This window comes from Rhizobium sp. O111 (genome assembly GCF_055616315.1).
This window is the reverse complement of sequence record NZ_JBSHXL010000001.1, coordinates 294367-317244: the sequence shown is the minus strand read 5'-3', so window position 1 is coordinate 317244 and position 22878 is coordinate 294367. Positions and strand designations below refer to the sequence as shown.

The window sequence follows — 22878 nt, the reverse complement described above, 5'->3', positions numbered from 1 at the left end:
AATCGAGGTCGAAACTAATGGGAAAGTTTTAAGATAAATTGCAAAGAAACTGACGAACATCACATTCACAGCCGCAAAAATGCATGGGTGATTTCCTGCAGACTCACGCATTAGAAAACGTGCAAATGGCCCCGCTTCCGGAGCCATCGCAGATTCGTATAGATGATACCGGGCGTCGTCAGGCGGCGCGGTAGACCTTTTCCTGGCTGCCGCTGTCGATCTTGAACTGCCTGATGAGGCTCAGCAGAGCGTCGGCTTCGTTGGCGAGCTCGCGGCTGGCGGCCGTGGTTTCCTCGACCATCGCGGCATTCTGCTGGGTCATCTGGTCCATCTGGTTGACCGTGGTGTTGACCTCCTGCAGCGCGCCCGACTGATCGTGGCTGGCGCGGGCGATGACTTCGACGTGCTCGCTGATGGCGACGATCTGGGTGCTGATCTTTGCCAGCACCGTGCCGGTCTGCTGCACGAACTGCGAACCGGAGTTCACCTCGTTGGTCGACTTGTTGATCAGCCCCTTGATCTCCTGCGCGGCAGCGGCCGAGCGCTGCGCCAGTTCGCGGACTTCCATGGCGACGACGGCGAAGCCCTTGCCAGCTTCCCCGGCGCGCGCGGCCTCGATGCCGGCATTGAGCGCCAGAAGGTTGGTCTGGAAGGCGATCTCGTCGATGACGCCGATGATCTGCTCGATCTGCTGCGAGGCTTCCTCGATGCGGGTCATCGCGTCGATCGCATTGTTGACCACGGTGGCGGAATCATCGGCGCTGCGCTTTGCCTGGCGCACGACCTGATCGGCCTCCTTGGCGCGTTCGGCGGAAGAGCGCACGGTGACGGTGATCTGGTCGACGGCGGCTGCCGTCTCTTCCAGAGAGGCGGCCTGGTTTTCGGTGCGCTTGGCGAGATCCTCAGCCGACTGGGCCATCTGGTTGCCATTGCCCTGGATCATCTCGACGTTGTCGCGGATCTGGCTCATGGTTGCCTGGAGGCGCATCATCGAGCCGTTGAAATCCTGGCGAAGCTGTTCGAGACGGCCGATGAAGGGCGTGTCGATCGTGGTCGAGATATCGCCCTGCGACATGCGCTCGAGACCCGATGCAAGTGCGTTGACGGCGAACTCGATCTGGCGGTCCATCTCGCGCTTTTCGGCGTCGTTGCGCTGGCGCTCGTGCTCGGAAGCGGCGCGCTCCTCGTCACTCTGTTCCTCGATGCGGATCTTGGAGATCGCGTTTTCTTTGAAGATGCCGAGCGCGCGGGCCATGTCGCCGATTTCGTCGTGGCGCTGTTCACCTGATATGCTGGTGTCGAGCGCGCCATCGGCGATGCGGCGCATGGCTGACGTGATCTGGCCGATCGGCCGCTGCAGGGTCAGGACGAGCGCGATGCCGCCGACAACCGAGAGCAGGATGCCGAGACCGGTCGTGAGAACGGAGATGCCGTTGGCCTGTGTGCGTTCGACGCCGGCCGTCTGCTTCTGCAATTCGGCGAAGGCGGTGAGCTCGCCCCAGACGGCGTTCAGCTGCTGGCGGGCGGAGGCGTAGTCGGCGACGCGCTGCTCGATGGTCGCGACGAGGCTTTCGGCATCCTTGTCCATCGAGGCAAGCGCCGGCGACATGGCGGCGACGATATCTTCGGCGAAGTTCATGCCCTTGGCGCTGGCGAGCAGCGTGTTGAGGTTGGTGCCGAGGGTGGCGATTTCCTGGTGCAGGCGAACGCGGTTGTCCTTGTCCGGCTTGGCGGCGAATTCGCCGAGGACCAGCTGCAGCGAATAGATCGCGCTTTCGAGGCGGCGCGTATCTTCCAGCACGGAGTTGGTCTGGGCGATACGGCTGTCGAGCTCGACGAAGGTGGTGGTGGCGGCACGCATCATCTGCGTTGCCGTCAGCTGGGTGTAGGTCGACATCTGGCGGAAGCGCGACACGAGACGGCCGAGATTGGCGATCGCCTCATCGGTGCCGGCGTCGGCGGCTGTCGCCTGCGCCTTCACGTCGCTGATCGTCTGCGCCAGCGACTGCGTCATGCTCTTCTGGTTCTGCGGGACGGAGATCTCTATCAGGCGCTGAGCCTTCAGGATGCCCGGGAGCGCGTCGGTGACCACCTTGAGCTTGTCGGCCGGCAGTTGCGCCTTGCCGAAATCGGCCATCACGGCTGCCAGCGCATCGCCACCCTTCAGGAGGCGGTCGGCGGCGCGGAGCGTCGCGGTGGCGTTGCCTTCGTCGTTGCGAATGTTTTCCTGCAGCTGCTGGGCGTCGTAATTGACGCTGAAGCGGCTGGAGATCATCACCTTCTGGGCTTCGTCGATCGACTTGCGCAGGGCGACTTCCTGTTCGTGCAGGGTCCAGAGCTTGCCGACGGTGTCGGAGATACCGGAGGTGCCATCGGTGGCGGCCTGCAGATTGGCGCGGCCGGCATTGTCGCCGATCTGTTTCAGCGTGGCACTTAGCGTCGCATGCTGCGTGGAGACATCGGCGTAGAGCTTGTCACGCGCTTCCTCATTGGTCACACGCAGGAAATCGTCCATGGAGCCGAAGAGATCCTTGAAACCGCTCAGCGACTGAAGGACGCTGTTGGAGATCTCCATTCGGCCCTGGAGCAGGCCAGACGCATAGAGGCCGGTGAAGCCGACTGCTGAAATGCTTAAAACAAAAGGCAAGACAAAGATAAGGACCTTGGTCTTGATCCTGAAACGGGAAAGAATCCTGTCAATAAACATGGGGGTTCCGGCCTTCCATACACCACTCCTCCCACCGGCGGCGAGATTGCGCGTCGGCTGAGTGCATCGAACATTTTGGAACAATGGGGGATCGCGAGCGCATGCTCGGACGGCAATCATTGCCTGTCACGCTCCGCAAGATGCGAGGCGCCCATAAGTCATACTAAAGCTTTGCCGAAGATGCGTTAATTTTTATATAAGCTTAGGTAGCCGGATATAACAGCAAACCAGGCGTTCGCGCGCTTATAGTGCAGGCGCATCAGTGCGCCGCAAGATCTCGCTGTCTTGAAAGGGAGTGCCTTAGAGCATTCTCGGAAGGAAAAGCGCCATGACGGCGGCGGCGGCACTGGCGGCCAGGACGAAGTAGCGGATTGCGACAAGCCGTGTATCCGGCTGGGCCTTGGCAATTGCGATGGCGCGGGCGCGTCGTGTGTTCTTGTTCATCTGCAGAACCTCACTTCTCTATGTCACAACAATCCAACAAAAGACTGTGCTCGTAAAGCCTTATTTAGGAAGCCAATTTAAGCACGTCATCGGGACAGGATGGCGCACCCTGCTTAAGAACTCTTGAATCCTTCAACTGGTTTCATCTCTACGAAGAATAAGCTTTATAGACTGTCACCAGCCGCGACACCCGACGCCCAGGCCCATTGGAAATTGTAGCCGCCGAGCCAGCCGGTCACATCCACGCACTCCCCGATGAAGTGGAGACCGGGCACCACCTTGGCCTGCATGCTACGGGAATCGAGCGCAGCGGTATCGATGCCACCAAGCGTGACTTCGGCCGTGCGGTAGCCCTCGGAGCCCGAAGGCTTGATCGTCCAGTTCTGCGCGGCATCGACGAGGCGTGCCAGCACCTTGTCGGACATGTCCGCCATGTTGCCGGCCACGCCGGCGCGCTCGGTCAGATATTGCGCCAGACGCTTGGGGAGTACCTCACCGAGTGCTGTCTGCGCCGACTGCCGACCATTCGCCTGCTTTGCCGCCTTCAGGTGCGCGAGGAGATCGACGTCGGGCTCGATGTCGACGGTGATCTCATCGCCCTCACGCCAATAGGACGAGATCTGCAGGATGGCCGGGCCGCTCAGGCCGCGATGGGTGAAGAGCAGCGCTTCGCGAAAGGCGGTCTTGCCATGGCGCAGTTCGGCGGGGGCCGCGATCCCCGACAGCGGTGCGACGCTTTCGAGCAATTGCGGATCGAGCGTCAGCGGCACGAGGCCGGGGCGGGTTTCGATGAGGGGCAGGCCGAACTGTTCGGCGATGCGATAGGCGAAACCGGTCGCGCCCATTTTCGGGATCGACTTGCCGCCGGTGGCGATGACAAGCGAGGTGGCGTGATACTCGCCCTCGGAGGTCGAGACGCGAAAGCCGTCCTCGATCTTATCGACCGCAACGATCTCGGTGCGCAGCTCGAGCCTTGCGCCCGCGGCCTGCATCTCGTCCAGCAGCATGCGGATGATGTCCTTGGCGCTGTCATCGCAGAACAGCTGGCCGAGCATCTTCTCATGCCAGGCAATCTTGTGGCGATCGACCATGGCGACGAAGTCCGATGGCGTGAAGCGTGCGAGCGCCGACTTACTGAAATGCGGATTGGCAGAGAGGAAATTCTTCGGCGAGGCATGAATATTGGTGAAGTTGCAGCGACCGCCGCCGGAGATGCGGATCTTGTCGCCGGGCGCCTTTGCGTGATCGAGCACGACCACAGAGCGGCCACGCTGGCCGGCGCGGATGGCGCACATCATGCCGGCGGCGCCCGCGCCTAGGACGATCACATCGCTTCTTCGCTGCACGGCTGTTTCCTTCGTCGAAAGGCGTCTTCTTTTTCCATCAATAGGCGAAAGTCAACGTGCGTCCCCCCTCGCCAATTGCCAAACTCCGGTTATTATGGCTGCAAGATCAACGCAAACCGGTGTGTCATGTCCCCAAAAAAGACGACGCTGAAGCCTGCCAAGAACGTTCCCGCCTCGAAGAAATCTCCCCCGGACCCTGGATATCTTCGCGGCGTGGCCTCCTGGAAGGAAGCAGCGCAGTTCTTGCGGGCACGCGGGATCGAAGACATCGAATGCATCACGCCCGACCTTGCCGGCGTGCCGCGCGGCAAGATGATGCCGAGCTCGAAATTCACCTCCAACACATCGCTGGCACTGCCTTCCGCGATCTACCGCCACACGATTTCGGGTGAATATCCAGAGGAAACCGAAAGCTTCCGCTACGAGCCGCGCGACAGCGATCTCAAGTTGGTGCCCGACCTTTCGACGCTTTCCGTCGTGCCGTGGGAAACGGACCCGACCGCGCAGGTGATCTGCGATATCGTCAGCGCCGATGGAGAAGAGGTCCCCTACACGCCCCGCAACGTCTTGAAGCGGATCATGAAGCTCTATCATGACCGCGGCTGGAAGCCGATCGTGGCACCGGAGATCGAGTTCTACCTCGTCGCCAAGAACGACGACCCGGACTATCCGCTGCATCCGCCGAAGGGTCGCTCGGGCCGCGCCATTCTCGGTGGCCAGGGCTATTCGATCGCCGGGATCAACGAGTTCGACGAACTGATCGACGACATCTACCATTTCTCCGAAAAGCAGGGGCTGGAGATCGACACGCTGATCCATGAGGAAGGACCGGCGCAGCTCGAGATCAACCTTCGCCACGGCAATCCGATCGAGCTTGCGGACCAGGTCTTCATGTTCAAGCGGACGATCCGCGAGGCGGCGATGAAGCATGGCATCTACGCCACCTTCATGGCCAAGCCGATGCAGGGCCAAGCCGGATCGGCGATGCACATCCACCAGTCCGTCATCCACGAGGACACGGGCAAGAACGTGTTTTCCAACCCCGACGGCTCGCCCTCGAAAGAGTTCTTCCACTTCATCGGCGGTATGCAGAAATACGTGCCGAGCGCGCTCTGCATGCTCGCCCCATACGTCAACTCCTACCGCCGCCTGACGCCCGACATGTCGTGCCCGGTCAACAACGCCTGGGGCTATGACAATCGCACGACGGCGTTCCGCGTGCCGGTGTCTGATCCGCAGGCGCGGCGTGTCGAGAACCGACTGCCGAGTTCCGACGCCAACCCCTATCTGGCGCTCGCGGCTTCGCTTGCCTGCGGCCTCTTGGGCATCATGAAGGAAATCGAGCCGACGGCGCCGACCGAGGATTCCGCAAACGAAGGCTCGATCGACCTGCCGCGCGGTCTGCTTGAAGCCGTCGCGCTGATGGAGGATGAGCCGGCCTTCGAGGAGGTGTTCGGTCGCGAATTCATCGGGCTCTATGCCGGCGTCAAGCGCGGCGAGTTCGAAACCTTCATGCAGGTGATCAGCCCGTGGGAACGCGAATTCCTTCTGCTCAACGTGTGAGGATGGCGCCATGACATCCGAACAGAAATGGCAGAGCCCGATCGCGCCCGGCATTTCGTGGTATCAGGCAACAGCGGGCGAGCGGCCCACCTACCCTGAGCTCGACGGATCGAAGACATGCGACGTCGCCATTATCGGCGGCGGCTATACCGGGCTGCAGGCGGCCTATCATCTCGCCAAAGCGGGCGTGTCGGTGGTGCTCATCGAGGCCTGCCGGTTCGGCGATGGTGCGTCGGGCCGCAATGGCGGGCAGCTCGGCACCGGGCAGCGCTCGTGGCCGGAGGAGCTCGAGGAGGAGATCGGCTTCGAGCGCTCGAAGGCGCTGTTCGATCTGGCCGAGGACGCCAAGAAGCATCTGCTTGATTTTGCGACCGAGCACCAGATCGACATCGATTTCATGCCCGGCCAGATGAACGTGGCGCATAAGGCGAGCTACGAGAAGGACTTTCGCGCCAACGCGGAGATCGCCGCCAGCCGCTACGGCTACCCGCACGCCACCTTCATGGACCGCGCGGAAACGCAGGAGCGACTGGGGTCGACGCGCTTTTTCTGCGGCGTGCGCGACACCGGCACCGGCCACATTCACCCGCTCAAGCTCCTGATCGGGCTGGCGCGGGCGGCGGCGGCTTCCGGCGCTCAGGTCTTCGAAATGACAAAGGCGACGGCGATCCGCCAGGGTGGCGGCAAGGTTACGATCGATACGCCGCGCGGACAGATCACCGCCGACAAGGCACTGATTGCCTGCAACGGCTATATCGACAATCTCGAGCCGATTACCGCCAGCCATGTCATGCCGATCCGCTCCTTCATCGGCGCGACCGTGCCGCTCGGCGAGAAATCCACGGTCATTCCTGGTAGCGAGGCCGTTGCCGATTCGCGCTTCGTCGTGCGCTACTTCCGAAAATCCAAGGACGGGCGGCTGCTGTTTGGTGGCCGCGAGGCCTATACGGCGGACAATCCGCGCGACATATCGCAGCACATTCGCCGCCAGATCGCCGAGATCTATCCCGAACTTGATAACGTCGAAATCACCCATGCCTGGGGCGGATCGGTCGCGATCACCATGCCGAGGCAGCCCTTTGTGCGCGAAGTCATGCCAGGCGTGACCTCGATCGGCGGCTATTCCGGCCATGGCGTGATGCTTGCCAACTATTGCGGACGGCTCTATGCCGAAACTGTGATCGGGAAATCCAGGGACCTCGAACTGTTCAAGGCGCTGAAAATCCCGGCCTTCCCGGGTGGTCCGGCGATGCGTGCACCCCTGCTCTTCCTGGCGCTTTCCTGGTTTGCGCTGCGCGACAAGTTTTAGTCCGATTGCGCATTTCCTCGCGAGGCTTTTCGATCTAAAACCAGTGCCGGACAAATTCGTTGCAGCGCACACTGGCTTTTTTAAATCGATTAGATTAAAGAGGCCAAGAACCAGTCTGATTGAGAGATAGCCTCATGAGCAGCCAAATCATTCCCGTTGAACCTTTCGATTACGTCGTCTTTGGCGGCAGTGGCGACCTTGCCGAGCGCAAGTTGCTGCCGGCCCTCTACCATCGTCAGATCGAAGGCCAGTTCTCCGAGCCGACCCGCATCATCGGCGCTTCCAGAAGCGCGCTGACCCACGAAGAATACCGCAAGTTCGCGCAGGACGCTCTGAAGGAGCACCTGAAGAAGGGCGAGTATGACGAGGCTGAGGTCGCCAAGTTCTGCGAGCGCCTTTACTACGTGCCTGTCGATGCCCGTTCCGACGCCGGTTGGGACCAGCTGAAGAAGCTGCTCGACGAGGGCAAGGACCGCGTGCGCGCCTTCTATCTTGCCGTCGCGCCCGGCATCTTCGGCGACATCTCGCAGAAGATCCACGATCACAAGCTGATCACCAAGACCACCCGCATCGTCGTCGAGAAGCCGATCGGCCGCGACCTGGACTCGGCCCTGCAGCTCAACGACACGATCGGCAAGGTCTTCAAGGAAGAGCAGATCTTCCGTATCGACCACTATCTCGGCAAGGAAACCGTGCAGAACCTGATGGCGCTGCGCTTTGCCAACGCGCTCTATGAGCCGCTCTGGAATGCACAGCATATCGACCACGTGCAGATCACCGTTGCCGAATCCGTCGGCCTCGAAGGCCGTGCCGGCTACTACGACACCGCCGGCGCGCTGCGCGACATGGTGCAGAACCACATCATGCAGCTCGTCTGCCTGGTTGCCATGGAAGTCCCGTCCTCGATGGATTCCGAAGCGGTTCGCGACGAGAAGCTCAAGGTGCTGCGCGCGCTGAAGCCGATCGACGCGTCCAATGTCGAGCAGACCACCGTACGCGGCCAGTATCGCGCCGGCGCTTCGGCGGGTGGCCCGGTCAAGGGTTACCTCGAAGAGCTCGAAGGCGGCGTGTCCAACACCGAAACCTTCGTCGCCATCAAGGCCGAGATCAACAACTGGCGCTGGGCTGGCGTTCCCTTCTACATCCGCACCGGCAAGCGTCTTGCCGGCCGCATGTCGGAGATCGTCATCACCTTCAAATCGATCCCGCACTCGGTCTTCGACCAGTCGGCCGGCCGCATCAACCAGAACCAGCTGATCATCCGCCTGCAGCCCGACGAAGGCGTCAAGCAGTCGCTGATGATCAAGGATCCGGGCCCGGGCGGTATGCGCCTGCGCAACGTTTCGCTCGACATGAGCTTCGCCGATTCCTTCCAGGTTCGTAACCCCGACGCCTACGAGCGTCTGCTGATGGACGTCATCCGTTCGAACCAGACGCTGTTCATGCGCCGCGACGAAGTGGAAGCGGCGTGGCAGTGGGTCGACCCGATCCTCAAGGGTTGGGAATCCACCGGCCAGAAGGTTCAGGGCTACACGGCCGGCACCTGGGGCCCGAGCCAGTCGATCGCGCTCATCGAGCGTGACGGCCGCACCTGGCACGACAACCTCTAAGGATCGAGAGAATGGCAGCGACCATGCACAATTTTGCCAACGCCGCCGAACTGGCGCGCAACCTTGCCGACAAGGTCGCTGCATCGCTTTCGACGGCCATCGCCAAGAAGGGAACGGCGGAAATCGCCGTTTCCGGCGGCTCCACGCCGAAGGCATTCTTCCAGGAACTGTCGACGCGCGACCTCGACTGGACAAAGGTGACGATCACTCTCGTCGACGAGCGTTTCGTGCCCGCCGACAATCCGCGCTCGAACCATCTGCTGGTGATCAGCAATCTCCTGCAGAACAAGGCGAAGGCGGCAAAGTTCCAGCCGCTCTACCAGCCGGCGGCAACGGTTGAGGAAGCGGCAAAGCTCTCGACGGCGGCCACGGCTTCGATCGGCAATCCGTTCGATGTCGTCATTCTCGGCATGGGCGGCGATGGCCACACGGCTTCGTTCTTCCCTGGTGGCAGCAATCTTGCGGTTGCACTCGACCCGAAGACGCCGCGCGGCATCATTACCATGGACGCCGAGGGCGCAGGCGAACCACGCCTGACCTTCACCTTCTCCAGCCTGCAGGATGCAGGGCTGCTCGTTCTTCACATCGAAGGCGACGGCAAGAAGGACGTTCTGGCGAAGGCCGAGGGTGCCGGCGACGAGGCGGAGATGCCGATCCGGGCAATCCTTCGCCGCGCCGCGACGCCCGTCGACATTTACTGGGCTCCATAAGCCGACGGCCTTAATGGCCAACACGGCTTAAAGCCGCGAACAGACAATCGAATACCAGCAAACGACAAGGATCTCCCATGTCCGCTCATTCGCGCGTTGCCGCCATCACCAACCGTATCGTCGAACGGTCGAAACCGTCGCGAGAACTCTATCTTGAGCGCTTGCGAAACGCGGTGGGCAAGAGCGTGGTTCGCTCTTCGCTCGGCTGCGCGAACCTGGCACACGGCTTCGCGGTCTGTTCCCCCGCCGAGAAGGATGCACTGGCCGGCGACCGTGTTTCCAATCTCGGCATCATCACTTCCTACAACGACATGCTCTCGGCGCATCAGCCGTTCGAGACCTATCCCGCGATCATTCGCGAGGCGGCTGCGGAAGCTGGCGGTATCGCGCAGGTGGCGGGCGCCGTTCCCGCCATGTGCGATGGCGTGACCCAGGGCCAGCCGGGGATGGAGCTCTCGCTCTTCTCGCGTGACCTGATCGCCATGGCTGCCGGTATCGGCCTGTCGCACAACATGTTCGACGCCGCACTCTATCTCGGCGTTTGCGACAAGATCGTGCCGGGCCTGACGATCGCCGCACTGACCTTCGGCCATCTGCCGTCGATCTTCGTGCCGGCGGGACCGATGACCTCGGGACTGCCCAACGACGAGAAGTCGCGCGTGCGCCAGCTTTATGCCGAGGGCAAGGTCGGCCGCGCCGAGCTGCTCGAGGCCGAGTCCAAGTCCTACCACGGACCGGGCACCTGCACCTTCTACGGCACGGCGAACTCAAACCAGATGCTGATGGAGATCATGGGCTTCCATATGCCCGGCTCCTCCTTCATCAATCCCGGCACGCCGCTTCGCGAAGCATTCACCCGCGAGGCGACCAAGCGGGCGCTGGCGATCACCGCGCAGGGCAACGAGTTCACGCCCGCGGGCGAGATGATCGACGAGCGCTCGATCGTCAACGGCGTCGTCGGCCTGCACGCCACCGGCGGCTCGACCAACCACACGCTGCACCTCGTTGCCATGGCGCGCGCCGCCGGCATCGAGCTCACATGGCAGGATATCGCCGAGCTCTCCGAAGTGGTGCCGCTACTTGCCCGCGTCTACCCGAACGGGCTTGCCGACGTGAACCATTTCCACGCGGCCGGCGGCATGGGCTTCCTGATCAAGGAGCTGTTGAAGCACGGCCTGGTGCACGACGACGTGCGCACCGTGTTCGGCCATGGGCTGCAAGCCTACACGATCGATCCGCGCCTTGGCGAGGATGGAAACATCGTGCGCGAGCCCTCCCCGGAAAAGAGCGTCGATCCGAAGGTGCTCGCGAACATCGAAACGCCGTTCCAGGCCAATGGTGGCCTGAAGATGCTGCGCGGCAATCTCGGCAAGGGCGTCATCAAGATCTCGGCCGTGAAGGCCGACCGCCACGTCATCGAGGCGCCGGCGATCGTCTTCCATAGCCAGCAGGAGCTTCAGGACGCCTTCAAGGACGGCAAGCTCAACCGCGACTTCATCGCCGTCGTCCGTTTCCAGGGACCGAAGGCCAACGGCATGCCGGAGCTGCACAAGCTGACGCCGCCGCTCGGCGTTCTGCAGGACCGCGGCTTCCGCGTGGCGCTGCTGACCGACGGGCGCATGTCCGGCGCGTCGGGCAAGGTTCCGGCGGCGATCCATGTGACGCCCGAGGCCGTCGATGGCGGACCGATCGCGCGCATCATGGACGGCGATATCATCCGTCTCGACGCGATTGCAGGGACGCTCGAGGTGCTTGTGGACGCAGCGACGCTCGCCGACCGCAAGCCTGTCGTCGCCGACCTCTCCGATAACGAGTTCGGCATGGGCCGCGAGTTGTTCGCCCCCTTCCGCCGCGCCGTTGGCGCGTCCGACAAGGGCGCCAGCGTGCTGTTCCACTAAGGCACGGCGATACAAGCTAGAAACGACAAGGCCCGCGAGACGATCTCGCGGGCCTTGTCGTTTCAGACGTAGAAATCGGCGATCAGCCGCGGATATCGAGCACGCGGTCGCGATGGGCGGGGTGGGTGCTGTAGACGAAGATCTTGTTCAGTTCCTTGTCGGTCAGCATGCGCAGGAAGCGAACTTCCACGGTGTTGTTGGGATTAACACGGGTCAGCATGCAGCCGATCTTGGTGATGCGGGCATCGGGAAGATCGAGATAGAACTGACGCGGGAGGTTGAACTGCGTCAGGATCGCCAGGACCGCGCTGCTCTTGGAAATGCGGATGATGTCGCAACGGCGCGAGGCCATGTTCATGACGCCCTTCTCGGTATATTCGAGACGCGCGGCGTTCATCGTGTCCTCCATCTTGAACCGCACTTCGCGGTCGTACATGAAGGATTCTTCCTTATTCAAAAAATGTCCTGATGACTGGGGGCTCGGTGTCGCCACTGTCGTAATCCTCTAAGTATGCAATGAGGAAAGACTACCAAGCGATCTTTAACAGAAGGTTCGAACAACATAGCGCCGGGCCGCATTATTCACACGGCCCGGGAGCTATTTACAACTTACTTGCGATAGGTGCGGCCTTCCGCATCGAAGAGATGCAGTTTCGAACGTTCGGCCGAGAAATGCATCTTCTGGCCGCGCTTCACATCATAGATGCCGGGCAGCTTGACGATGATCGGCTCGTTCTGAACGAGGCCCTCGATATAGAGCAACGTGACCTCGCCGAGCGCTTCCACGATCGAGACTTCGCCCTCGAAGAGGTAGTCGTCGGTTGGGCCGGCGATGCGCAGGTCTTCCGGGCGAACGCCGAAGCTGGCGGTCTTGCCCTTTTCGGAGGCCGCGGTCGGGATATCGAGCGTGACGGACTTGCCGCCGGTCAAAGTGACGGTGGTCGTGTTGCCGGCTTCCGTGACGGTGGCCGGGATGACGTTCATCGCGGGCGAGCCGATGAACTTGGCGACGAAGAGATTGGCCGGACGCTCATAGAGCTCCAGCGGTGCGCCAACCTGTTCGATATTGCCGGCGGACAGCACCACGATGCGATCGGCCAGCGTCATCGCCTCGACCTGGTCGTGGGTGACGTAGATCATGGTCGTGTCCGCCATCTGCTCGTTGAGGCGGGCGATCTCGATGCGGGTGGCGACGCGCAGGGCCGCGTCGAGGTTCGACAGCGGCTCGTCGAAGAGGAAGACCTTCGGGTTGCGGCAGATGGCGCGACCGATGGCAACGCGCTGGCGCTGGCCGCCTGACAACGCCTTGGGCAGGCGATCGAGATATTTGGTGAGCTGCAGGCTTTCGGCCGCCGCGCGCACGCGACGATCGATTTCCTGCTTGTTCTCGCCGGCGATCTTCATGCCGAAGGCCATGTTGTCGTAGACGGTCATATGCGGGTAGAGCGCATAAGACTGGAACACCATGGCGATGCCGCGCTTGGAAGGCGGGACGTCGTTGACCAGCTGGCCGTCGATATACATGTCACCGCCGGTGATGTTCTCCAGGCCGGCGATCATGCGCAGCAGGGTGGACTTGCCGCAGCCCGACGGACCGACGAACACAACGAATTCGCCCTCCTTGATATCAAGATCGATGCCATGGAGCACGTCCACGGCACCGTAGGATTTGCGAATGTCCTTGAGTGTCAGTCCAGTCATCGAGTTCTCCTCCTCCAGAAGTCTCTAGGCGAGCCGAGCGAAATACGCGCCCCAAGCGGGTATATCGATCTTGTCGCCATAGTTATTGCTGACGAAACCATGGCCCGTCAACGCCTGCCAGTTACCTTCAGGTAGAGCGACCAAGGCTTCGGTCGCGCTCATGTTGAAAACGCAGAGCAGTTTTTCGTTGCCGTATTCGCGCTGGAAGACCAGCATGTCGCCCTGCGGCTCCATGAACTTGATCTCGCCCTTGGCGAACGCAGGGTGCTGCTTGCGGAAGGCGATGAAGCGGCGATAGTGCTCAAGCACCGAGGTCTCGTCGCCCTGCTGAACACTGACAGCGCGCAGAATATGTTCGACGGGAACCGGCAGCCATGGCTTGACGGTCGAGAAGCCACCCTGGGCGACCTGGCTGTCCCATACCATCGGCGTGCGGCAGCCATCGCGGCCCTTGAACTCCGGCCAGAACTGGATGCCGTAGGGATCCTGCAGGTCCTCATAGGCGAGATCGGCTTCCGTCAGGCCGAGCTCCTCGCCCTGATAAAGGCAGACGGAGCCGCGCATGGTCATCAGCATCGCCGCATATTGCTTGGCGAAGGCGTCGCGATCGGCGACGAGCGAGCCCCAGCGGGTCACATGGCGCACGACATCGTGATTGGAGAGCGCCCAGCAGGCCCAGCCATCGGGGGCGGCAGTGGCGAAATCGTTCATCACGTCTTCGATGCGCTCGGGCGACAGCTGATCCGGCGACAGGAACTCGAAGGCGTAGCACATGTGCATCTTGTCATCGCCCGACGTGTATTCGCCGACGATCTCGAGACCGCGCTGGCTATCGCCAACTTCGCCGACAGCGGCGATATCCTGGAACTCCTCGAGCACCGCGCGGAAGCGCTTCAGGAAGGCGATATTCTCCGGGCGGTTCTTGTCGTAGATGTGTTCCTGGAAATTGTACGGGTTGACCGCAGGCGCCGTCGAGGCATTGCGGCGCTCGGGGGCGAGCGCCGGATTGTCGCGCAGTTCCTTGTCGTGGAAATAGAAGTTGATGGTATCGAGGCGGAAGCCATCGACGCCGCGCTTCAGCCAGAATCGGACGACATCGAGCAGGCGGTTCTGAACCTCGGGATTATGCAGGTTGAGATCCGGCTGCGAGGTCAGGAAGTTGTGCATGTAATATTGCATGCGGGTCGGATCCCACGCCCAGGCTGAGCCGCCGAAGATCGACAGCCAGTTGTTGGGTGGGGTGCCATCCGGCTTCGAGTCACTCCAGACATACCAGTCGGCCTTGGCGTTGGTGCGGCTGGACCGGCTCTCGACGAACCAGGGATGCTGATCCGACGAATGCGAGATGACGAGATCGATCATCACGCGGATGCCGAGGCGGTGGGCTTCGGCGATCAGGGAATCGAAATCAACCAGCGTGCCGAAGATCGAGTCGACATTCTCGTAGTCCGAGACGTCATAGCCGAAATCGCGCATGGGCGAGGTAAAGAAGGGCGAGATCCAGATGGCGTCGGCGCCAAGGGCCGCCACATGCGGCAATCTCGCGGTAATGCCCTTGAGATCACCGATGCCGTCGCCGTTTGAATCCTGGTAGGAGCGCGGGTAGATCTGGTAGATCACCGCGCCGCGCCACCAGTCCTTGTCCGCCGTCAGGTTGGATTGAGATGCCATGCTCATATGTGGTCCTGTTGGATATTGTCTTGGGTAATGACTAGCCGCCCTTGACCGAACCCGAGAGCAGACCACGCACGAGATAGCGCTGCAATGCGAAGAAGACGAGCAGCGGTACTATAATCGTGATGAAGGCCGAGGCCGTCAGGATTTCCCAGTTGCCGCCACGCGAGCCGAGCAGCGCGTTGAGCGCGCCCGTCAGCACGAGGTGATCCCTGTCGGTGCCGAGGAAGACCATGGCGACGAGCAGGTCGTTCCAGACCCACAGGAACTGGAAGATCGAGAAGGAGGCGAGCGCCGGGAAGGACAAGGGCAAAACGATACGGGTGAAGATTTCGAAATCGCTGGCGCCATCGACGCGAGCGGATTCGATGATCTCCTTGGGCAGGCCTGCGATGTAGGATCGCAGGAGATAGATGGCGAGCGGCATGCCGAAAGCAGTGTGCGCCAGCCAGATGCCGGGATAGGTCTTGGACGGCGTATCGAGCAGCATGCCGACCTGATTGTAGAGCCTGAGAAGCGGGATCAGCGACATCTGCAGTGGCACGACGATGAGGCCGACGACCAGCGCGATCAGGAGCGCGCGGCCGGGGAATTCCATCCAGCTCAGCGCGTAGGCTGCGAAAGCGGCGATCAGGATCGGGATGATCGTGGCGGGGATCGTCACCGTCAGCGAGTTGATGAAGGACTGGCCGATCCCCTCGCCCGTCAGCACCGTGCGATAGTTCTGAAGCGTGAACTCCGGCGGCGTGGCGACGGAGACATAGACGCGGCGGCCGCCGTCATCCGGACCGAAGGCGGCGTTCTTGGCGTAGCGGTAGGTGCCGTCTTCGTTGACGGTGAGCGTCAGGCCATCGCCGAGATCGGCGGTCTCGCCGGCCTTGTAGGCCGAGGGCTGCGCGACGCGGGTGCCGAAGGCATTGATCGAGCGTCCCTCCTGGCCATCCAGCACATTGCCTGAGATGACATAGGCGGGGCCATCCTGCTTTTGCTGGTCGACCTGGCCGAGACGGGCGGCGACAGTGCGCGACGAGCCGGAGAAGGCCGTCCACCAGCCGGAGACGACGATCTGATCCTTGTCACGCAGCGCGCTGACGAAGATGCCGAGCGTTGGGATCAGCCAGATGATGACGATCAGGAGGACCGCTGCGTGAACGAACAGACGGGCCGGGCCGATCTTGAAGAAATCGCGGGTCAGGGTCATCTCACTTGCCTCCCAGTTCGCGATTGGCGCGGCGGACGTTCCACACCATGATCGGCGTGACGGCCAGCATGATGATCAGCGCGATAACAGCACTTCGGCCGCTGTCGCCGCCGCCGCGAAACATCCAGTTGAACATGAGATTGGCGAGGACCATCGTGTCCCACTGACCGTTGGTCATGGTGAGAACGATATCGAAGACCTTCAGCACGAGGATAGTGATCGTGGTCCAGACGACGGCGATCGTGCCCCAGACCTGCGGCACCATGATGCGCCAGAAGATCTGCCAGCCATTGGCGCCATCGATGACGGCGGCCTCGATGGTCTCTTCCGGAATGCCGCGAAGTGCGGCCGACAAGATGACCATGGCAAAGCCGGTCTGGATCCAGATGAGGATGATCATCAGGAAGAAGCTGTTCCAGAAGGGCACCGAGATCCACACCTGCGGCGTGCCGCCGAAGAGCTGGACGATGGCGTTCAAGAGGCCGATCTGCGTGGCGTTGCCGCCGCGATATTCGTAGATAAACTTCCAGATGACGGAGGCGCCGACGAAGGAGATCGCCATCGGCATGAAGACGATGCTTTTCGCGATATTGCCCCACCAGATGCGGTCGGTCATGACGGCGATGACGAGGCCGAAAAAGGTGCAGGCGGCGGGCACGACGGCGAGCCAGAGGATGTTGTTGAAGATCGACTGGCGGAACTCGCGGTCACCAAGGGCCCACTGGTAATTGCTGAAGCCGACGAACTCAGCCCCGGAGCGATCGTAGAAGGACAGGATCACCGTCGCGACCACGGGATAGACGAGATAGACGACCAGCAGGAAGAGCGCCGGGAACAGGAACAGCCACGGCCTGATGACGGAGCGGCGGTTGAGGTTCTGCGAGGCGGCGCGAATGTCGCCGTCCTTCACTGGAAGCGCCATATCAAGGAGCTTGTTCGAGAAATAGAAATAGGCCGCGCATGCGAATACGGCGACGACCACGACCCCCAAAGCGGAAACCAGCTGCGATAGCATTCATCCCTCCCCTGATGCCTACGTCTTTTTGAAATCACGCCGCCCAATGGCCGGGCACGCTTGCTGCGGGCGCAAGAGGCGGCGATGGCCGGCGCGTTTGATGGCGTCCGGCCAGGCATTAAATCCATGCCGCCAGATCAGGCGGCATGGAGATCAGGCGATGTTACTTGATGCCGTCCCAGGCGCTCTGGATTTCCTTGGCGGTATCCTGAGCGGACTTGCCGCCGACGAAATCGACCATGCCGGTCCAGAAGGCGCCGGCGCCGATCTTGCCGGGCATCAGGTCGGAACCGTCGAAGCGGAACGTCGTTGCCGTCGTCAGGATTTCGCCTTCGCGCTTCATCTGCTCGTTGGCGTAGGCGGCCGTGTTGACGCCCTTGTACGGGGTCAGGAAGCTCGACTGCGCCATCCAGACTTCATGTGCGATCGGCGTCTTCAGGAATTCCACGAAGGCGCGGGCGGGCTTGGAGTCCTTGGCGATGGTGACCAGCGTGCCAGCGCCCAGAACCGGCTTGCCGAGTTCGGGATGCGAGGCGAAGGTCGGCATGTAGAAGAAGTCGGCATCCTGGCCCATCTTCGTTCCTTCAGGGAAGAAGGACGGGATGAAGGACGCCTGGTGGTGCATGTAGCACTTCGGCGGCACGGCGAAGAGGCCCTTCGGGCTATCGCGGAAGTCGGTCGAGGCCACAGCCTTGACGCCACCATCGACATAAGCCTCGTTCTTGGCGAACTTGCCGAACTCGTCGATGACGGAGACGACTGCGGGATCATCGAACTTCAGTTCGTTGGTGGTCCACTTGTCGTAGGCTTCCGGCGGCTGCATGCGCAGCATCAGGTCTTCGATCCAGTCGGTCGCCGGCCAGCCGGTGGCGCCGCCGGAACCGAGACCGATGCACCACGGAACGCCGCCGTCCTTGACGATCTGCTCGGAGAGCGCCTGCAGCTCTTCCATCGTGGTCGGGACCTTGTAGCCCGCTTCCTTGAAGTTTTCAGGCACGTACCAGACCAGCGACTTCACGTCGGCCTTGTAGGGGAAAGCGAAGAAGGCGTCCTTGCCGTCCTTGCCCTTGTAGGTGCCGTAGCCGACCCAGCTGTCGCCGGCGCCGTAATTGTCCTTGATCCACTTGGAGTTCTCATCGCCGAGCGGCGAAAGGAAGCCCTTGCTGGCGAGATCAGCCAGAAGGCCCGGCTGCGGCAGGATCGCGATGTTCGGCGGCGAACCGGCCTGCGTGTCGATGACGATCTGCTGTTCGTAGTTTTCCGAGGACGAATATTTGGCGTCGATGCCGGTCGCCTCGGTGAAGTAGGCAAGAATGCTGCGGAACAGCGTTTCGTCTTCGCCGCGCCACGGACCGAAGATCGTCAGTTCCTGACCCTTGAGGTCGGCATTGGCCGCCTTGAAGTCATCGTAGCTCTTCCAGTTGAACTTGGCGTCCTCACCCGGCGCGAATTTCAGATCGGCTGCGGACGCGCCGCCGGCCAGAAGCGCTGCCACGGCAACGCCCATCAAAAATGACTTTTTCATGTGATCAACCTCCCATCACAATCCCAATCACGCCCTGCAACCGAAATTCCAAAGCGCTTTGACAACGAACTCATTTCACTTTCGGCATAAAAGAGTCAAGGCAATTCGCAAAACCCGGCTTGAGGCCTTTGGATATCGCAATGCAGCAACGCCTATGGGGCAATATGGAGCGATTTTTCTTGAGTCAAGCCGCGCAGCTGCTACATTGCTAAAAGCGCTTTGGATGCCATTTGGGAGACATGACCTCCAAGGCGTTGGAGGAAGTTTAACACGTGAATCTGAAACAGCTATCGGAAATGCTGGGCCTGTCCCAGACGACGGTGAGCCGTGCGCTGAACGGCTATCCCGAGGTCAACGAGGCGACACGCGAGCGCGTGCTGCGCGCCGTGCAGGAGACCGGCTATCGTCCCAACAAGGCCGCGCAGCGGCTCGCGACCGGCAAGGCGGGTTCGATCGGCCTCGTCATGCCCACCGCGCCCGGGCATTATTCCGACGTGCATTTCGGCGAATTCCTGACCGGGCTGGGCGAGGAAGCGGTAAGGCACGACTTTCATTTCGTGATCATGCCGGCCGATCCCGACGACGAGGTGGGCGCGCTGAGGCGACTGGCGATCAGCGGCAATGTCGATGCGCTGTTCGTCGCCTATATGCGCGGCCACGATCCCCGGCTGCCGCTCCTGAAATCGCTTTCCATGCCGTTTCTCGTGCATGGCCGCTCTTTCGGGATCGAGCCAGATTACCCCTATCTCGACATCGACAACGAGGGCGCCTTCTACGATGCGACGCGGCTGCTGCTGCAGCTCGGGCACACACGCTTCTGCCTGCTGAACGGGCCGGAGCATCTGGATTTCGCGATCCGGCGCAAGAAGGGCGTCGTCTCGGCGCTTGCCGAGCGCGGACTGGAGCTGCCGGACAACTGCACCAGCCACATGTCAATGACCGACGAGCACGGGCAATTCGCCATGGAGCGCTTTCTGCAGCTACCGGAGCCGCCGACGGCCATTCTCTGTTCCAGCACGGTCCTGGCACTCGGCGCCATCCGCGCGGTGACGCAGGCGGGACTGAAGCTTGGCGAGGATATTTCGCTGATCGCCCATGACGACGTGCTGCCGCATCTGAAGCCGGAGAATTTCTCCGTGCCGCTGACGACGACGCGCTCATCGCTGCGCGCGGCGGGTGTCCGGATCGCCGAGCGGCTGATCGGGACCGTCAAGCAGGACGGCCCCTTCCCCGAACAGGAATTGTGGAAGACGGAGCTGATCGTGCGGGCGTCGACGGGCGCCGCGCCGCGCTAAGTCTGTTTCGATCAGAACTTCGGCGGCGTCTGGCCGGCGGCGCGGTGCGCGGCGATCACGGTGTTGGCCATCAGCATGGCGATGGTCATCGGACCGACGCCACCGGGAACCGGGGTGATGACATCCGCGACTTCAGCGGCCTCGGCGAAGGCGACATCGCCGACGAGGCGCGTCTTGCCCTCACCCTTTTCGGGCGCTGCGATGCGATTGATGCCGACGTCGATGACGGTAGCGCCGCGCTTGACCCAATCGGCCTTGACCATCTCGGGACGGCCGACGGCGGCAACCAGAATATCGGCGTTGCGGCACACGGCAGGCAGATCCTTGGTTCTGGAATGCGCGATGGTCACGGTGGCGTTGGCGTTGAGCAGAAGCTGCGCCATCGGCTTGCCGAACAGATTGGAACGACCAACGACAACAGCGTTGAGGCCGGAGAGATCCTCGCCATGCGTGCGGCGCACGAAGACCATGGCGCCGGCAGGCGTGCAGGAAACGAGGCCGGTCTCAAGATCGCCGACCGCCAGCTTGCCGGCGTTGACGACGTGAAGGCCATCGACATCTTTTTCAGGCAGTATCGACTGGATGATCGGGTCGGAATTCAGGTGCTTGGGCAACGGCAGCTGCACGAGGATGCCGTGGATCGTGTCATCGGCGTTCAGCGAGGCTACCAGCGCGGCTAGGTCTTCCTGCGTCGTCTCGACGGGGAGCGTGTGCTGCACGGACTTGAAGCCGCATTCCTTGGCCATCTTGCTCTTGGAGCCCACATAGGCATGGCTTGCCGGATCGTCGCCGACGATGATGACCGCGAGACCGGCCTGAATGCCGCTCTGCTTGTCCAATGCCGCGGTCGCCGCCTTCACCGTGTCGATGACCGAAGCTGCAACCTGTTTACCGTCGATTACTGTCGCCAAGACCGTCTCCCTGCCATTACCCGCCATTCTAGTCGGCGGCATCAGACACAATTTGCCCGTCCACGCCCTATCCTGCCTGAAACGAGAAATGCAAGAACAATCATGTCGCAGTTGAACGACGATCAGGCCGTCTGCGCGTAGGAGCGCAGGCGATCGCGCATGGCGGCGATCTCGGCGCGCAGGATTTCGACCTCGTCGCTGGCGTCCTCGACCACGGGCTCCGGCACGGATGCGGGCGGGATGTCGACCAACGGCTCGATCGCAGCAACGGGCTCGACATGCGCGACGGCATTGCCCGTATCCACGCGTCTGCGGAAACCGGCGAGGCCGAATGCAAGACCGGCGAGCGCGCCGAGTGCGGGGGCAAGCCACGGGCTGCGGCCCGGTTCGATGGCCGTGACCACGGGCGCCTTGATGACCTGGACATGGGCGCCATCCGTGCCGATCGCGCCGGTGCTCAGCTGATCTTCGAGACGCTGGCGCGCGACCGCGGATTTCTCGCGCAGTTCCGTCAGCTTGGCGAGATCGACGCCGGTGTCGCGGCTTTGCGCGATCAGCGTGTTGCGCTGGTCGCCAAGCTGCCTGACGGCGGCGACCGTTGATTTGACTTCGTCGGCGGCATCGCGCGACAGCCTGCCGAGTTCCTGGCCGATGCTGGCGCGCAGGCCATCGACTTCGGCCTGCTGGGCAATCAGGCGCGGGTGCCGGGGGCCGAGGTTGGCGGCAAGCTGTGCGAGCGTCGACTTGGCGACGGCATAGCGGCCGCGTCGGTCATCCAGCGCCGGTGAGGTGATGTCCGCGGCGAGCGCACCTGTCAGCGCGTCGTCAGCGGTTGCGGTCTTCAGCAGGTCGGCGCGCGTCTTCGCCGCCACGACCTTCTGCTGTGCGTCCTTCAAGGTTTCGTTAGCCTGCACAAGCTGCTGCTGCAGTCTGGTTGCGACCTCAACATTGCCCTCGCCGTTCTGCTTGGTGAATGCCTTGAGATCGGCGTCTGCCATCGCACTTGCCTTCTTCACCGCGCCGTCGTTGACGCTTGCCGCTGATATCGGATGGGCGACGGTCGAGACGAGATAGGACGCGATGCGCGCGGATTTCGCCGCACTTGCTGTCGTGACGCTGAAGCCGATGGTTCCCGATTTCGGATCGGCGGAAGCGCGAATGGCGGCGGCCAGAGATGCTTCGGCGCGCGAGACGGGATCGGCGGCGGCGCCGCTTGCGGAGAGGAGATCGACCGCGACATTGAACGCACTGCCGCTTGCGCCGGCGAACTCGGCGTCGCGGTCGAGCTGCAACTTGGCGACGGCCATGGCGATGGTTTTCTGCGAGATCAGTGCATCGTGGGTGGCGCTGACCAGCGCCTGATGGTCCTTGGTCGGGCCTTCGACGCCGAGCAGGCCTTGTGCCCGAAAGCCGGATGGCTCGCTTGGGATCAGCGTTCCGCCAAGCGCGCCCAATGCGCATAGTGCGCCGGCCGCGATTAGCGAGCGGCCGCTGCGCGGCGATGCCGGGGCCGGATGCTCGACGGCCGGATGCGATGTCGGTTCGACGTGGAATTCCTGTGCGGCCAGATCGTCGATCAGGTCGTCCATCGCTGCATCGTCCAAGACGGCGGCGGTGCTGGGGGCGGCATCATCGATGGGCGGATTTGGCGTCGTGGCGGTATCGTTGGCGGCCTCAAGCCTTTTGCCGAGGATGGTTTCGATGCGGCTGACGAGAGGCGCGGTGGTGTCATGCGGCGCGGGTTGCTCAAGTTCCGGCATCCGCTGCGCTTGCAGAGCCCGTTCGATGACCCGCAGCAGCTCGGCTTCCGGCACGGCCATTTCATCCTGATAACGGCCGCTGGAAAAGCCGTTCGAGCCGGCTTCATCCTTCGGCTGGGATGGCCATGAATGGGTGGGACGTCTCGAATGATTTTCGCGCATCACCAAGTCTCGTGCATGGAACGATCGAACCCATCGCAGTCGCGTGT

17 protein-coding genes are annotated in these 22878 nt (G+C 62.2%); 6 read left to right on the top strand and 11 right to left on the bottom strand.

Annotated elements, in window-relative coordinates; genetic code table 11:
• Nucleotides 1–178: 178 nt before the first annotated feature.
• From ACVTFQ_RS01595 to ACVTFQ_RS01585, 3 genes are all read right to left on the bottom strand, one after another.
• The gene (locus ACVTFQ_RS01595) at nt 179–2707 is read right to left on the bottom strand and encodes a methyl-accepting chemotaxis protein (protein WP_111561724.1); all 2529 of its coding nucleotides are present in this window, start codon (nt 2705–2707) and stop codon (nt 179–181) included.
• A 300-nt stretch (nt 2708–3007) separates the two neighbouring features.
• On the bottom strand, nt 3008–3151 hold the full coding sequence (locus tag ACVTFQ_RS01590; RefSeq protein WP_018898475.1) for a hypothetical protein: 144 nt from the start codon (nt 3149–3151) through the stop codon (nt 3008–3010).
• 164 nt (nt 3152–3315) lie between these two features.
• Nucleotides 3316–4497 (bottom strand): BaiN/RdsA family NAD(P)/FAD-dependent oxidoreductase, encoded by a 1182-nt coding sequence (locus ACVTFQ_RS01585; protein ID WP_111561723.1) that lies wholly within the window; start codon nt 4495–4497, stop codon nt 3316–3318.
• A gap of 126 nt (nt 4498–4623) precedes the next feature.
• Here ACVTFQ_RS01585 and ACVTFQ_RS01580 point away from each other — a divergent pair, with 126 nt between their 5' ends.
• The 5 genes from ACVTFQ_RS01580 (at nt 4624) to edd (ending at nt 11587) form a co-directional block, all read left to right on the top strand.
• Complete coding sequence (locus ACVTFQ_RS01580; protein WP_018898473.1) at nt 4624–6060, top strand: glutamine synthetase family protein; 1437 nt, start codon at nt 4624–4626, stop codon at nt 6058–6060.
• 10 nt (nt 6061–6070) lie between these two features.
• Nucleotides 6071–7369, top strand: a complete 1299-nt coding sequence (locus ACVTFQ_RS01575) for an NAD(P)/FAD-dependent oxidoreductase (RefSeq protein WP_111561722.1) — start codon at nt 6071–6073, stop codon at nt 7367–7369.
• 134 nt (nt 7370–7503) lie between these two features.
• Complete coding sequence (gene zwf, locus ACVTFQ_RS01570) at nt 7504–8979, top strand: glucose-6-phosphate dehydrogenase (protein ID WP_047508339.1); 1476 nt, start codon at nt 7504–7506, stop codon at nt 8977–8979.
• A gap of 11 nt (nt 8980–8990) precedes the next feature.
• The gene (gene pgl, locus ACVTFQ_RS01565; protein WP_111561721.1) at nt 8991–9689 is read left to right on the top strand and encodes a 6-phosphogluconolactonase; all 699 of its coding nucleotides are present in this window, start codon (nt 8991–8993) and stop codon (nt 9687–9689) included.
• 77 nt (nt 9690–9766) lie between these two features.
• Nucleotides 9767–11587: a phosphogluconate dehydratase gene (edd, locus tag ACVTFQ_RS01560; protein ID WP_111561720.1), complete on the top strand. Its 1821-nt coding sequence runs from the start codon at nt 9767–9769 to the stop codon at nt 11585–11587.
• An 82-nt stretch (nt 11588–11669) separates the two neighbouring features.
• Here edd and ACVTFQ_RS01555 read toward each other — a convergent pair whose 3' ends face one another.
• The 6 genes from ACVTFQ_RS01555 to ACVTFQ_RS01530 form a co-directional block, all read right to left on the bottom strand.
• Nucleotides 11670–12023 carry a hypothetical protein gene (locus ACVTFQ_RS01555; protein ID WP_018898468.1) on the bottom strand — a complete coding sequence of 118 codons (354 nt, stop codon included), beginning with the start codon at nt 12021–12023 and terminating at the stop codon, nt 11670–11672.
• A gap of 173 nt (nt 12024–12196) precedes the next feature.
• Nucleotides 12197–13288, bottom strand: a complete 1092-nt coding sequence (locus ACVTFQ_RS01550; protein ID WP_047508342.1) for an ABC transporter ATP-binding protein — start codon at nt 13286–13288, stop codon at nt 12197–12199.
• Between the two features lie 24 nt (nt 13289–13312).
• Nucleotides 13313–14965 carry a beta-galactosidase BglA gene (gene bglA, locus ACVTFQ_RS01545; protein WP_111561719.1) on the bottom strand — a complete coding sequence of 551 codons (1653 nt, stop codon included), beginning with the start codon at nt 14963–14965 and terminating at the stop codon, nt 13313–13315.
• 34 nt (nt 14966–14999) lie between these two features.
• The gene (locus ACVTFQ_RS01540; RefSeq protein ID WP_018898465.1) at nt 15000–16163 is read right to left on the bottom strand and encodes an ABC transporter permease subunit; all 1164 of its coding nucleotides are present in this window, start codon (nt 16161–16163) and stop codon (nt 15000–15002) included.
• 1 nt (nt 16164) lies between these two features.
• Nucleotides 16165–17178, bottom strand: coding sequence for a carbohydrate ABC transporter permease (locus tag ACVTFQ_RS01535; RefSeq protein WP_047508348.1), 1014 nt, complete (start codon nt 17176–17178; stop codon nt 16165–16167).
• A gap of 163 nt (nt 17179–17341) precedes the next feature.
• Nucleotides 17342–18703, bottom strand: a complete 1362-nt coding sequence (locus tag ACVTFQ_RS01530; RefSeq protein ID WP_111561718.1) for an ABC transporter substrate-binding protein — start codon at nt 18701–18703, stop codon at nt 17342–17344.
• Between the two features lie 272 nt (nt 18704–18975).
• Here ACVTFQ_RS01530 and ACVTFQ_RS01525 point away from each other — a divergent pair, with 272 nt between their 5' ends.
• A complete protein-coding gene (locus tag ACVTFQ_RS01525) occupies nt 18976–19998 on the top strand; it encodes a LacI family DNA-binding transcriptional regulator (RefSeq protein ID WP_111561717.1) in 1023 nt (340 codons plus the stop codon).
• 11 nt (nt 19999–20009) lie between these two features.
• On the opposite strand, the gene folD is transcribed toward ACVTFQ_RS01525, so the two are convergent.
• Together folD and ACVTFQ_RS01515 are read right to left on the bottom strand one after the other, a co-directional pair.
• Complete coding sequence (folD, locus tag ACVTFQ_RS01520; protein ID WP_111561716.1) at nt 20010–20909, bottom strand: bifunctional methylenetetrahydrofolate dehydrogenase/methenyltetrahydrofolate cyclohydrolase FolD; 900 nt, start codon at nt 20907–20909, stop codon at nt 20010–20012.
• Nucleotides 20910–21031: 122 nt separating this feature from the next.
• Nucleotides 21032–22831 carry a GumC domain-containing protein gene (locus tag ACVTFQ_RS01515; protein ID WP_111561715.1) on the bottom strand — a complete coding sequence of 600 codons (1800 nt, stop codon included), beginning with the start codon at nt 22829–22831 and terminating at the stop codon, nt 21032–21034.
• Nucleotides 22832–22878: the final 47 nt, after the last annotated feature.